Source organism: Dolichospermum sp. LEGE 00246 (genome assembly GCF_015207865.1).
In the GTDB taxonomy this organism is placed as follows: domain Bacteria; phylum Cyanobacteriota; class Cyanobacteriia; order Cyanobacteriales; family Nostocaceae; genus Dolichospermum; species Dolichospermum heterosporum.
This window is the reverse complement of record NZ_JADEWA010000127.1, coordinates 1-12,190: the sequence shown is the minus strand read 5'-3', so window position 1 is coordinate 12,190 and position 12,190 is coordinate 1. Positions and strand designations below refer to the sequence as shown.

Annotated in this window: 14 protein-coding genes; 3 read left to right on the top strand and 11 right to left on the bottom strand. The window is 41.0% G+C overall.

Translation table 11 applies throughout. The features are described 5' to 3' along the window. Positions 1-269: 269 nt before the first annotated feature. Entirely contained in the window at positions 270-1,355 is a 1,086-nt protein-coding gene (locus IQ228_RS10960; protein ID WP_193962852.1) for a sulfate ABC transporter substrate-binding protein, read from the top strand. 251 nt (positions 1,356-1,606) lie between these two features. Here the strand turns inward: IQ228_RS10960 and IQ228_RS10955 are convergent, their stop codons facing one another. Further along, complete coding sequence (locus IQ228_RS10955) at positions 1,607-2,380, bottom strand: class II glutamine amidotransferase (protein ID WP_193962851.1); 774 nt, start codon at positions 2,378-2,380, stop codon at positions 1,607-1,609. Between the two features lie 424 nt (positions 2,381-2,804). Between IQ228_RS10955 and msrB the strand changes: the two genes are divergently transcribed. Both msrB and IQ228_RS10945 read left to right on the top strand, forming a co-directional pair. Further along, positions 2,805-3,299: a peptide-methionine (R)-S-oxide reductase MsrB gene (gene msrB / locus IQ228_RS10950; RefSeq protein WP_027402208.1), complete on the top strand. Its 495-nt coding sequence runs from the start codon at positions 2,805-2,807 to the stop codon at positions 3,297-3,299. A 136-nt stretch (positions 3,300-3,435) separates the two neighbouring features. Continuing rightward, the gene (locus IQ228_RS10945; protein ID WP_027402207.1) at positions 3,436-3,774 is read left to right on the top strand and encodes a hypothetical protein; all 339 of its coding nucleotides are present in this window, start codon (positions 3,436-3,438) and stop codon (positions 3,772-3,774) included. Positions 3,775-3,984: 210 nt separating this feature from the next. Here the strand turns inward: IQ228_RS10945 and IQ228_RS10940 are convergent, their stop codons facing one another. From IQ228_RS10940 to IQ228_RS10895, 10 genes are all read right to left on the bottom strand, one after another. Further along, entirely contained in the window at positions 3,985-4,746 is a 762-nt protein-coding gene (locus tag IQ228_RS10940) for a phycobilisome rod-core linker polypeptide (protein WP_027402206.1), read from the bottom strand. A 166-nt stretch (positions 4,747-4,912) separates the two neighbouring features. Then, positions 4,913-5,641, bottom strand: coding sequence for a phycobilisome rod-core linker polypeptide (locus IQ228_RS10935; RefSeq protein WP_193962853.1), 729 nt, complete (start codon positions 5,639-5,641; stop codon positions 4,913-4,915). Positions 5,642-5,780: 139 nt separating this feature from the next. Beyond that, positions 5,781-6,524 (bottom strand): phycobilisome rod-core linker polypeptide, encoded by a 744-nt coding sequence (locus tag IQ228_RS10930; protein ID WP_193962850.1) that lies wholly within the window; start codon positions 6,522-6,524, stop codon positions 5,781-5,783. 114 nt (positions 6,525-6,638) lie between these two features. Next, the gene (locus tag IQ228_RS10925) at positions 6,639-7,475 is read right to left on the bottom strand and encodes a phycobilisome rod-core linker polypeptide (protein ID WP_027402203.1); all 837 of its coding nucleotides are present in this window, start codon (positions 7,473-7,475) and stop codon (positions 6,639-6,641) included. A 40-nt stretch (positions 7,476-7,515) separates the two neighbouring features. After that, positions 7,516-8,112: a HEAT repeat domain-containing protein gene (locus tag IQ228_RS10920; protein ID WP_193962849.1), complete on the bottom strand. Its 597-nt coding sequence runs from the start codon at positions 8,110-8,112 to the stop codon at positions 7,516-7,518. 104 nt (positions 8,113-8,216) lie between these two features. Then, positions 8,217-9,047, bottom strand: coding sequence for a HEAT repeat domain-containing protein (locus IQ228_RS10915; RefSeq protein ID WP_027402201.1), 831 nt, complete (start codon positions 9,045-9,047; stop codon positions 8,217-8,219). Between the two features lie 16 nt (positions 9,048-9,063). Beyond that, a complete protein-coding gene (locus tag IQ228_RS10910) occupies positions 9,064-9,303 on the bottom strand; it encodes a phycobilisome linker polypeptide (protein ID WP_193962848.1) in 240 nt (79 codons plus the stop codon). 49 nt (positions 9,304-9,352) lie between these two features. After that, the gene (locus tag IQ228_RS10905; protein WP_193962847.1) at positions 9,353-10,213 is read right to left on the bottom strand and encodes a phycobilisome linker polypeptide; all 861 of its coding nucleotides are present in this window, start codon (positions 10,211-10,213) and stop codon (positions 9,353-9,355) included. A 354-nt stretch (positions 10,214-10,567) separates the two neighbouring features. Beyond that, entirely contained in the window at positions 10,568-11,056 is a 489-nt protein-coding gene (cpcA, locus tag IQ228_RS10900) for a phycocyanin subunit alpha (RefSeq protein ID WP_027402198.1), read from the bottom strand. Between the two features lie 103 nt (positions 11,057-11,159). Beyond that, a complete protein-coding gene (locus IQ228_RS10895; RefSeq protein WP_027402197.1) occupies positions 11,160-11,681 on the bottom strand; it encodes a phycocyanin subunit beta in 522 nt (173 codons plus the stop codon). Positions 11,682-12,190 lie beyond the last annotated feature (509 nt).

Sequence of the window (12,190 nt, the reverse complement as noted above, 5' to 3'; positions counted from 1 at the left end):
TTATAATACATAATTAAATCAAATACTTGCAACAAAAATAGAATTTAGTTTACCAAAAAATTTACTATATAAGCTTTACAAGTAATAAATTACTAAAAAAGTATTTGTAATATTAAATACATACAATACTCGATAGGAAAATAGTTGTTTTTCAGTGCAAAAACTATTGATTTTATTTATTACATCTGGTAAGCTCTTTTCGATAGGTTAAATACTGTATCCTGACAAAGATGCCGTAGATTATTTTTAAGCCAATTTAAGGACATCCCATGACAGATAATTCTTCCAATACTAAAAAATTAGTACCAACAACAAAGCCATTCTTTCCTACGCTGTTCTTAGCCACAAGTTTAAGTATAAGCACTATTCTACCTGTATTTGCAGGTACAGCCCAGAAAACACAACTCATTAGTCAAAGTGGTAAAAAAGTTGAACTTACCTTAGTTACTTACGCAGTTACCAAAGCGGCTTACTCTAAAATCATTCCCGATTTTGTGGCGAAATGGAAAAGAGAAAAAGGTCAAGATGTTGTAATTCGGGAAAGCTATGGTGGTTCTGGCTCTCAAACCCGTGCTGTTATTGATGGTTTACCCGCAGATGTGGTAGCTTTGGCATTGGCTGGAGACATTAAAAAAATTGAACAAGCCGGTTTGATTAAACCAGGTTGGGAGAAGGAATCTCCGAATAATTCAATTGTTACCCGTTCAGTAGTTGCGCTGGAAACTCGCGCTGGTAATCCCAAAAATATCAAAAATTGGAGTGATTTAACGAAACCTGACGTTAAGATTGTTACCGCAAACCCCAAGACATCTGGTGGAGCTAAGTGGAATTTTCTAGCTTTGTGGGGTGCTATAGTTAAAAATGGTGGAAATGATACCCAGGCTTTGAAATTCGTTACTAATGTGTTTAAGAATGTGGTTGTATTACCCAAAGATGCACGGGAGTCTAGTGATGCTTTTTACAAAAAAGGTCAGGGTGATGTATTATTAAACTATGAAAACGAAGTCATTTTAGCTGCACAACAGGGAAAAACAGATATTTCTTACATAGTTCCTCCAGTCAATATTTCTATAGAAGGACCTGTCGCAGTTGTGGATAAAAATGTTGATAAGCATGGAAATCGTGAAGTATCTGAAGCTTTTGTCAAGTTCCTTTTCACTCCAGCAGCACAACGTGAGTTTGCTAAAGTCGGTTTTCGTCCAGTTGATTCTACTGTGTCCAAAGAAGTAAAAAATAAATTCCCTTATATTGCCCGACTCTATACTGTAGCCGATATTGGAGGCTGGGGTACTGTACAGAAGAAGTTCTTTGCTGATGGTGCGATTTTTGACAAAATTCAAGGTGGAAGACGCTAAATATAAGTAGTGAGACAGAATTAATTACACAACGTCATTGCGTAAGCGTGGCGTTAGCCATATGGAACGAAGTGAAATGAAGCAATCGCCAGGGTTGTGATTGCTTCCCTTCCCTCGCAATGACTGTAAATATTTTTGTTCAATTACTTATAGGAAGGCAAAAGTAAAGAATTTTTCAGCGATTTTACGTTTATTTACACAGTTTGGTTTTATTGTGTTCACCTACGTATTAATAAAATAGTTGTCAAAAATCAGGCAAATTTTAGGGGTAATCCATCCTGAAATATTAAGAGTTCGCCCGGTTGAATTTGTGTCCAAACTTCGTTATCGGTTAGGGGTGTGGTAACAATGACAGCAACGCGATCGCTTGGTGTAGTCAATTCGCTAAAATCTACAGTCATTTCTTCATCAATTAAATGCGCCGCAGCAAAGGGGGCTTGTCTAATAATGTAGCAAAGTTTGGTTGAGCAATAGGTGAAAAAATGCTGACCATTTGATAATATATAATTGAAAGATCCAAGAATTGCGATCTCTTTAGTGATTTTATGTAATGTCTGGTAGAGTTCCTTTAATGGTGGTTGTCCTTGGGGAAAATGCGATCGCAAAGTATTAAGAATTAAGCAAAATGCTTTTTCGCTATCGGTAGCACCCACAGGTTGAAAAGCCCCATGATTTTCTGGGTTAAAATCTGGTAAATTACCATTATGAGCAAATACCCAATATCTACCCCAAAGTTCCCGACGGAAAGGATGACAGTTTTCTAAGGCTATTTTACCTTGAGTGGCTTTGCGGATATGAGCTATCACATGAGTAGAATGAATGGGATACTGACGGATAAAATCGGCAATTGGTGACGCTATAGAAGCTTCAGCGTCTAAAAAAATTCGACAGCCTTTATCTTCAAAAAAAGCAATTCCCCAACCATCACTATGTTCATCTGTTTTTCCTCCTCTGGCAGAAAAACCTTCAAAGGAAAAGCAAATGTCTGTGGGTACGTTGCAGTTCATTCCTAATAGTTGGCACATTAGTGTTGTCGTTGTAAAGATCAACTCCAGAATAACTTATCAATTTTAATGGGATAGGTGCAATTTGTACATTTAATTAGCAAATATATGAGGCCTTGGTGAATTGGGGTATGAAAGTCGAAAATTTCATCTCTCAAACCCTTACTCTCTGCGCCTGGAGCGTCTCTGCGTGTTCGCGCAGCGTGCCGTAGGCATAATAAAATTATACTTTTACTCAGCAATACCATATATGAATACACCTCCTGCATAAACGCCAAAAATCCGATAGAGATACCGTATATTTGAATTGATTATAGAATCATCACATATTCTTCTCAAGGAGGCAAGATGTTTTGAGGTGATTTTCATCAATTTCTCATCAGAGAATTTATCAATCTTGTGGAGTTGTTTGGCTAAGGAAGAGAAAAATAGCAAATAATAGATTATGGACAAACGCAATTTTTTACAAATCAGTACCCTATTAGTCGGTACAGCCTTTTTTTCCCATTATATCAATTGGAGTTCAGAATCTATGGCACTTTCTAACACAGAGTTTGCAGTGACAAAAACAGAGGAAGAGTGGAAGAGTATCCTCACACCAGAACAGTTTCGGGTGTTGCGGAAACATGGTACAGAACCCTCCCATACCAGTCCCCTCGATAAGCAATATGAACCTGGTACTTATGTCTGCGCTGGGTGTGGACAGGCCTTGTTTACTGCTGATACTAAATTTAATAGTGGTACTGGCTGGCCAAGCTTTTTTAAGCCCATAGAGGGGGCGATCGCTACTACTACAGATAGAGCATTTTTCATGACCCGAACTGAAGTTCATTGTAGTAATTGTGGTGGACATTTAGGCCATGTTTTTAATGATGGACCCAAACCAACTGGTCTCCGTTACTGTATGAACGGTGTATCTTTGCAGTTTACACCTGCGTAGATCACTAATACGGTTCACTTTTTAAACTCTCTCAAGGGGTGCAAACCCCTTGTTTTATTCTCTCAAAAGCAGGAAATTGGAATATAGCAGGTAGAGTTTACATAAAATTGTCGAAAACAAGGATAAGGATTAGATAATGCAAGTTCTCAAAAGATCCATCAAACCAGAAAGTTATATATCGTTTCTCCACATTTACCAAACTACTTGGGGAACTGCTGGTGATATTTGTTTAGTTCGGGAATCTGTAGCTGAATCTAGTGCATCTAAGTTTGTGGGTCGCAGAATTAAATTAGCTCTCCCTAAAGGTATGGAACGTGATTACTTAGTGAATATTCCCATCATTAAAATTGCAGGTCACGTAGGTGAAGGGCATCCTAAAGATCCACAGTCTGAATGGGAAGCCTATGATGGTATAGATCCAGAAATAGCGATCGCAGTTTTGAAAATTTGGGGCTTTAAGTTAATTGAGTTATAGAAGATTTTACTCAAGGTACATCCTCATAGAATAGGCAAAAAACTCCTATTTACAAAAACCATGAGCAACAGCACAAAAAATTAAGAGTGCGTCAAGAATTATCTTCCTAACGCACCCTATAAATTAAAAATTTTTGGGTAAACTTAGTACACAACAGCGGAAGTTAACTTTTAATTTTTAATTATTAATTTTTAATTCCGCCTAGCGGTACTAGCGTTTGCCACGGTAAGGAACAGCATTCAGGTAATCAATATCAAAAGAAGATAGCTTTTGAGCATAGTTACCTTTACCAGATACAGAAGCCGCCATAGCTTCAAAGTTGCCGGGATCACCTGCTTTCAGACGCTTGGCTTTAGCTTTAGCAGTATAGAAATTCTCCAAAGTAAAGCGCCAGTCGGTTTTGACTGTACCGGCTGTTTCTTGGAAGTCCGCACCGTAACGAGGAGTTACCAAGTTAAAAGGACGATCTACAAACCGCTTGCGTTGGTAAGGTACGGTATTATCACCAAAGTTTTGGGTATACTCTTCGCTATCTAATAAAGCATCAACGAAACCGCCAAAGCCCTTGTTACAAATAACAATTGACCAAGCAATTTCTTCTTTTTTATTGTAAGCACAACGACCCAATAAGCGTTTGAGGGTGATGTCTACTAAACGGTAGTTGTTGTTAACAGAAACAACCAAACGATAGAAAGCTTCAGATTTAGCTAAACCGCGAATAAAATCACGAACTGACAAAGAACCGTTTTTGAGTTGAGATTCTAAAGTCCCTTGACGGTTAAACTTGAGGATTTCATGTTCACTGAAAACTTGGCGATAAGCAGCCCAAATAATGTTTGTCATGTCAGTGTAAGAACTAACATCTTCAATGCGATAGATATAAGGTGTATCTTCATTTTGGTCAGCAACACCAAAGCTGGCCACTCGGTGATTTTGACTACTTGGATTGTATTGAAGTAATGGCAATGCCATATTATTTTTCTCCTTTTATTATCAAATTAAACAAAGATAATGAATCAGGGAACAGGGAATAGGGAACAGGGAATATTTTTACCCTATTCCCGGTAAGTTTTGGGTCAGGTCTAAATCCCCTGTATTATTCCTTGTTTCCTCTCGATCTTATTTTCCCCTCAAAAGGCTAGTAGATATCACTAATTCCTAACCAATTGAGAATCAACAAGAAAGTAATGCCTGCGGTTATTACCAGTAATACAGCAGACAATGCCCCCAAATCAACATTTTGCCCAGAGCCTGGGTAGAAACCTCCACTCCATTGACGAATATACGGCCATTTTTGGACAATACCTGCCCGGTCACGATAATCAGCACCATAGCGGGGAGTAAAGCTGATTGGTCGGTCTGTGGTCATTCGTTTGCGTTGATAGGGTACGGTATACTCACCAAAGGCTTGTTCATACTCGCTACTATCAATCAGAATATCTACAAATTTTCCCCAACCTAAAGTAGCAATTTGAATTGACCAAGCAATTTTTTCTTGCTCATTATAGGGAGAACGACCCAAAATTCTTTTCAGAACCATTTCTACCAACCGATAGTTGTTATTAGGTGTCACAACTAGCTGATAAAATCGCTCTGATTTCACCAAACCACGAATGAAGTCTTTAACCGTAATTGACTTATTTTTGAGTTGGGTTTCTAGGGTAATTTGACGGTTAAATTTGAGAATCTCCTGTTCGTTAAAGATTTGGCGATAAGCAGCCCAAATTAGTTGTTCAAGTTCGCCGGAAGAATTAGCATTTTCAATTCGGTAGATATAAGGATTGTCTTCGTTAATATCTGCCGTACCGAAGCTGTTCACTCTTTGGTTTTGAGTTGTAGGTTTGTATTTAAGTAAAGGAATTGCCATTTTAAAGAACCTGCCTTTTGGTAAAGTTGGCATCTTAAAATGTCGTAATACTTAGCGAAATAACTAAAATTAAAATCCTGAAAAAAATGCAAACTTTGTCACTTTTATCACCGAAATTTCCCAGCTAGTTAAAAACTATTTAGCGCACGGGAAAACTAGCACTAGGACTAATAGAAACAGGAATACCTGTTGATTTAGTTTCTCTGGTAGTGTTAGGAATTTGGATGTTGGCAGTGCTAACTGGTGTGTGAGGCACTGTTTTAATTTTAATGGAATTTGCCATATCCAAAAAGTTTTTGATGTCGCCCCATTTGTAACGAGCATCCTCGATTTGGTCGCGCCAGTAGTCGCTGTATCGTGGTGTCACTAAATTAAATGGTCTATCTTTATAACGTCGTCTTTGGTAGGGAACGATATTTTCCCCAAAGTTGTTCTGATATTCTTCAGAATTTAGTAAAGCATCCACAAAACCGCCCCAACCCTTGGTAGCAATGACAATTGACCAGGCGATTTCTTCTTCTTTGTTATAAGGTGCGCGACCCAATAACCGTTTTAGTCCAATTTCTACTAATCTGTAGTTGGAATTACTCTGAATTACCAAACTTTGGAAAGCTTCAGATTTGGCTAAACCCCGAATAAAATCGCGGACGGTGATGGCTTTGTTTTTTACCTGGGATTCTAAATTAACTTGGCGGTAAAATTTGAGAATGACGTGTTCACTGAAAAGTTGCCGATAAGCAGCCCAAATTAGTTCTTCTACTTCTCCACCAAAGCCGTAGTCTTCGATGCGGTAAATTTTGGGTGTATCTTCGTTAGGAACTTCATAACCAGAAACACGCTGGTTTTGAGAACTGGGTTTGTATTCTAGTAAAGGTATTGTCATGTTTGTCAGTTGTTAGGGAACAGGGAACAGGGAACAGGGAACAGGGAACAGGGAACAGGGAACAGGGAACAGGGAACAAGTATTTTTCAATGACCAATGACCAATGACTAATGACTAATTTCTAGCATTAGCAGGGATGTAACGATAGGGTAAGGAAACTGCCACAGGTTTAATGCTGGGTTGTTCTTGGTTATCTCTGCTAGTGTCAGGTATTGCGGTGTTACTAACGAAAGATTGGGCTGTCGCCAAACTGCGTTGGTAGTTACATTCGTTGGTAATAATTGTTCCCGCCATAATGAAGAAGTTGGCAGGAATCGCCCGACGGATATCTGCTGTGGTCAGTTGTCCTGATGTGCGGATGCTGTAGTAGGAACGACCAGCCAAACCACGCAGGTTTTGAGTATCGCGCCAGTCAGCACCATAACGGGGGTTAGCTAGGTTAAAGGGGCGTGAGCCAAAGCGACGACGTTGGTAGGGGACAACATCATCACCAAAGTTGTCTAAATACTCGTCTGATTCTAATAGAGCATCTATAAAACCGTGTAACCCTTTGGTAGCAATCACAATTGACCAAGCAATTTCTTCGTCTTTGTTGTAAGCAGCCCGACCTAAGAAACGTTTTAAGGTGATGTCAACTAAGCGATAGTTAGAATTTGTATCTGCTACTTGGGTATGGTAAACGTCTGATTTACCTAAACCTCGGATAAAATCACGGAGGGTAATCGCCCGATTTCGCAGTTGTGATTCTAAAGCGGTTTGCTTATAGCTGGCTAAAATCAAATGTTCGCTGAAAATTTGGCGGTATGCAGCCCAGATGATGCTATCAATATCTTGGTCTGAGGTAGCTCTATCTAAGCGATAAGTAGTTGGGGTGTCTTCGTTGGCAACTTCATAGCCTTCTACTCGCTGGTTTTGCGACTTGGGCGCATATTCTAGTAGTGGTATTGACATCTTTACTTTTACCTTGTTATATGGTAATCTAATGGATTTACTAAGCCAAGGCTAACTGAACGCGAGCGCGGACGGCTTTTTCAGTATCCTTAGTCAGCATTAATTGAAATTTAGCCGAAATAATTAATTGCACTCTATCTACTTTTGCTAGAGCTTGTAACCCAACAATAGCAGCATAGCGAATTGACCAATCTGGATCTTCGCAAATTAACAGAAGTGTCTCTAGGACGCGGTTAATGGCTATTTCAGCTTCAGTAGGTGCTAATTTCTGCCAATGTATGTTTCCTAATCCCTTCGCAGCAGCACGGCGGACACTAGGGGCAAAGTCAGTCAATGCACTAGAGATGAGAATATCCAAAGCACGGGGATCTGCGATCGCAGCTATTGTACGAATCGAATAAGCCCGTGCGCCATAGTTATAATCATCAATTTGGTCTAGCAATTGTGGCACTGCTATTTCTCCCAACTCCGTCAACCCGGCTGCTGCCACTATGGCTGCTGCTGGATTGTTATAACCAAAGACGGCAATTAAGGTAGGAATTGCCAATGAATCTTTGGCTGCTGCCAGATTTTTAACTGCTGTCACCATTTGGTCAGGTGTTTCTGCTGCGATGACAGCCTGAATTAGTTCATCCATTTTTCTGTTGTCAGTGGTCAGTGGTCAGTGGTCAGTGGCTTCGCCGTGAGCGTCAGCCGAACGGTCAGTAGTTTTACAACTGACAATTGACAACTGACTACTGACTATAAGAGTGAATCTATGAGATTCATGATTCGGATAGCTGGTTCGGATATGTCAAAAGTATCAGACTGTTCTGGCAGTTGATACTCTAATAATCCTTTTAAAGCAATAAGTTTAAAGCTACTTTCCACTTGTGCCAGGGCGATCGCCTCTGCTGCTGCCAAATACCCAATTGCCCCCAAATCCCCCAAGACAACGCGACGCATTTTCAAATCACCTGTTGCCAAAGTCTTCACTAATAACTCACCATAAATAGAGTCTTGTGTCAGTTGGTACATGGCTCTTGCGGCGGAGCATTGTAATCGAGGAACAGAATGGTTAAGAAAAGGCTGGACAAGGGAAGTAGCCTCAGTTGCACCCATAGCTCCTAAGGCTTCTAATACTGCTGTATAGGGCTGGGCAAGGTGGGGAAAACCAGGTACTTGTACGGCTTGGTCAACTCCCCCATCGAGCAGTTTGATCAGTGCTGGTAATGCGGTTTTATCCTGAAGCATAGCTAAAGATTGGGCTGCTGCTTCGCGGACATAAAAATCACTACATTCTAAGCACTTAATCAAACCTGGTACGGCTTTTAGGTTGCCCAATTTACCAAGCGCCCTCGCGGCATTACGCCGTAAGGGATAACCACCCAGTTCGGTTCTGTCAGATTCATCCTCTAACGCCCTGATCAGTGCGTCTATGGCTTCTGGCTGACTGACCCGGAACTTACCCAACCACCAAGCAGCATAATAGCGGAGACTTAAATCTGATGATTGCAGGTTAGCGATCGCTATCTCTGGTGTGAGATTTGGTGCATTCTCTACAGAATATTCTTCTCCACTGGGTTCTATCATTGCCAGGGCGTTATGTTTATCCTGCTGCTGTCAAAGTTTCAATTTTGACGATTCTGCCACCTAAACGGCTGATTCGTTGCATTTCCTCATTCATCCGGCTGTAGGGTACGGTAATAAACACGCTACCACTGCGGCGAATGTCAAATTTATTTTTGTCGCTTTCTTCGTTTTGCTTTAAGCCGACAACTTCGTAACGAAATACGCGGCTTCCAGATGAGGAAACGCTACTAGCGCCAAGTGTGGTTTGACCGAACATTACTTCTATATCTCCTATGATGAGTTTTGTCGTTGAACAGCGCCGGATCTTAGGTGGAAATTACGCTGACAATTTTGCCGCCAACTCGATGAATTTGCTGCATTTTGTCTAGGAGGCGCTCGTAAGGTACAATAAATACTGTGCTGCTACGGCGCACGCTGGGGTATCCTGGATTGCGGATGCCTGTAACTTCAACTCGGTAGGTACGATTTGATTCTCCTACAGCATTACCCAAGTTTTGCTTAGGAGCGTTATCCGACGATACACGGAAACCCCAGTTTTCATTACTGCCAGATGGTCCAACAACTGATGAGGTCTGATTACTAGCTAATTCCCGCGCTAAACGAGATTTAGAACCTTCGACTTGAGCAGTATCGCTGTTGGCATAACCCCGGTATAAACGGAACATCCGAGTGAATCCGGCTGCACTTTGTCCTATTTGAAAATCAAAACCGCGATAGTAGGGAACAACGCTTTCCCCAAAGCTATTTTGATATTCTTCAGAATCAATGTAGGAGTCAATTTCCGCGTCGTAACCTTGGTTAATATATAAGTCTAAGTGGTAAGTTACTTCGGACTCATTGTATGGTGCGCGACCCAACAAATGTTTGTAGTTGAGTTCAATTAACCGAGTTTGAAAGCTGTTGTAGAAGAATTTAGCTTTGTAGAGTTCTGATTTAGCAATGCTGCGAACAAACTCACGAACGCTCAAATTGCGATCGCGTAGCAGTGATTCTGCGCTAATTAAGCGATCTGATGCCAATATATAGTCATTTCCTAAGACTTGCCGATAAACGGCACGAATTACCAACTCGACTTCTTCTCGGCTGGCGTTGGGGCGCAGTTCAACTCTGCGTGCGTCGCTAAAAGGCTCTGTCCCCAGTCTGGATGCTGCTGTTGTAATTGCCATATTTTTCCCCTTTATTGTGCCGAATTTTGGCTGAATAAAGCTTGGTTAGTGGTCAGTTGTCAGTGGTCATTGGTCATTGGTCAGTGGTCAGTGGTCAGTAGGATTTACCCCTTGCCTCTTGCCTCTTGCCTTTTACCTCTTGCCTCTTGACCTGTTTTATTTGTACATAAAACTATGCCCGGAGCTAGATCCAATTGCTAGGTGAACCAGAGTGATCATGTATGGTCTTAACGCCACTCAATTCCCAGTCGGAATATTTTCCAACTTACGCAGTGACTCCCCATGAACGACTGGTGAACCCCTTTAGGGGTAAATCCATCTAACAATTGTATCCCTCTCCGGGCATGACGCTATCTAGCTAAGAGCGTTGATTGCGTAGTCAATATAGGTATTAGCTTCGTTAGCAGCTTGACCACTCAAACCATGACTAGCTTTGATGGATTTCAATGCTTCTACGTACCAGCTAGGAGATAAGTCAAATGCGGCGTTAACTTCAGCTAAACCGGCAATTAAGAACTCATCCAAAGGACCTGTACCACCAGCAACTAAGCTATAGGTGATGATGCGGAGATAGTGACCAACGTCACGGGCGCACTTAGCTTTACCACGAGGATCGGCTGCGAATTGATTGCCTTGTGTAGAGGTAGTGTAAGGGAATTTGCTGTATACGGCACTGGTAGCACCGTCAATCAATTTTTGAGCGTTAGCTGTTAAACCACGGGCAGCTTCCATGCTGGCAGCAGCACGGACTAGACGACCGTTAACTGCTTGTAATTCGGTGTTGCTTAAAAAGCGTCCTTGGGTATCAGCAGATGCGATTGCTTCGGTAATTGGTGTTTTCATTGGTGAAAATCTCCTAGATAGTTTCTTGCTTTTTTTGTATGGCTATGCCATGCAGACTATGGGAAAAGCTCAATTCAGGTTCGAGCCAATTTGTCATGAATTATTAAACAACAGCAGCCGCAGCGCGGTCGAAGTAGCTTGCCAATTCAGAAACCAAAGAACTGCAATCACCTTTGGTGATACCGTTAGGATCGTTAACGATAGCGATCGCTGCTTCTTTCATTTTACCAACACCAACTGCTACAGAGCTACCAGGAGTACCCAAAGCTTGGTATGTTTCGCGCAAGCCGTTCAAGCAACGGTCATCAAGAACACTAGCGTCACCAGCGATAGCGGCGTAGGTAACATAGCGTAAAATGATTTCCATGTCGCGTAGACAAGCAGCGTTCCGACGGTTGGTGTAAGCATTACCACCGGGAGCGATCAATTGAGGCTGTTCTTCAAATAAAGAACGAGCCGCGTTGGTAACAATCGCGGAAGCATTGCTTGTAATACGGTTAACAGCATCTAAACGCTTGTTACCGGAAGCTACAACTGCACTTAAAGCATCTAGTTGTTCGGTGCTGAGGAATTCGCCTCTAGCGTCGGCTTGGGAAACAACCTTGGAAAATACATCTAATGTCATGGACTCTAATCTCCTAAATTACTTAGTTGAGAGATGTCTAAATTAAAACTAATTTGGATTTGTTCGCAACGGAGTCAAATCAAAGCGTTTCTCAATTCGCTCTCTCATTTACTAGTTTACAGGTTACAAACCAAAAATTATGAGAGTCAAGGAAAATTTTATGAGAAAGTGGCAAACTTGATGAATTGCCTGCTTTTTTCAACTTTCCTCTGTTGTTTAACCCCTACAGTTTATGTTTATACAATGCTATAGAGTCTTTATTCGTTACAAATTATGAATAAATAAAATCATAGCTTAAGATAATGTTCAAATCCTTCCCCTGCAACGGGTATAGCTGAGAAAATTCTTATATTTATGTTACACAACTTTATATTTTTTGAAAAAAATCGTAACAATCGGCGGTTAAAGATTGTTGTAATTTTGTGAAAAACTCTTGATGTAATTACATTACAGCCTTCTGACTTCCTATAGGAGGGTTATGAATTTTGTTAAGGAGTGTTAAATTTAAA

What these genes read in the sequence shown, in the direction of transcription:
- IQ228_RS10960 (WP_193962852.1), top strand. Translation starts at nt 270, where the DNA reads ATGACAGATAATTCTTCCAATACTAAAAAATTAGTACCAACAACAAAG.
- IQ228_RS10945 (WP_027402207.1), top strand. Translation starts at nt 3,436, where the DNA reads ATGCAAGTTCTCAAAAGATCCATCAAACCAGAAAGTTATATATCGTTT.
- IQ228_RS10920 (WP_193962849.1), bottom strand. Translation starts at nt 8,112, where the DNA reads ATGGATGAACTAATTCAGGCTGTCATCGCAGCAGAAACACCTGACCAA.
- IQ228_RS10930 (WP_193962850.1), bottom strand. Translation starts at nt 6,524, where the DNA reads ATGACAATACCTTTACTAGAATACAAACCCAGTTCTCAAAACCAGCGT.
- IQ228_RS10940 (WP_027402206.1), bottom strand. Translation starts at nt 4,746, where the DNA reads ATGGCATTGCCATTACTTCAATACAATCCAAGTAGTCAAAATCACCGA.
- IQ228_RS10915 (WP_027402201.1), bottom strand. Translation starts at nt 9,047, where the DNA reads ATGATAGAACCCAGTGGAGAAGAATATTCTGTAGAGAATGCACCAAAT.
- cpcA (WP_027402198.1), bottom strand. Translation starts at nt 11,056, where the DNA reads ATGAAAACACCAATTACCGAAGCAATCGCATCTGCTGATACCCAAGGA.
- msrB (WP_027402208.1), top strand. Translation starts at nt 2,805, where the DNA reads ATGGACAAACGCAATTTTTTACAAATCAGTACCCTATTAGTCGGTACA.
- IQ228_RS10935 (WP_193962853.1), bottom strand. Translation starts at nt 5,641, where the DNA reads ATGGCAATTCCTTTACTTAAATACAAACCTACAACTCAAAACCAAAGA.
- IQ228_RS10955 (WP_193962851.1), bottom strand. Translation starts at nt 2,380, where the DNA reads ATGTGCCAACTATTAGGAATGAACTGCAACGTACCCACAGACATTTGC.
- IQ228_RS10910 (WP_193962848.1), bottom strand. Translation starts at nt 9,303, where the DNA reads ATGTTCGGTCAAACCACACTTGGCGCTAGTAGCGTTTCCTCATCTGGA.
- IQ228_RS10895 (WP_027402197.1), bottom strand. Translation starts at nt 11,681, where the DNA reads ATGACATTAGATGTATTTTCCAAGGTTGTTTCCCAAGCCGACGCTAGA.
- IQ228_RS10905 (WP_193962847.1), bottom strand. Translation starts at nt 10,213, where the DNA reads ATGGCAATTACAACAGCAGCATCCAGACTGGGGACAGAGCCTTTTAGC.
- IQ228_RS10925 (WP_027402203.1), bottom strand. Translation starts at nt 7,475, where the DNA reads ATGTCAATACCACTACTAGAATATGCGCCCAAGTCGCAAAACCAGCGA.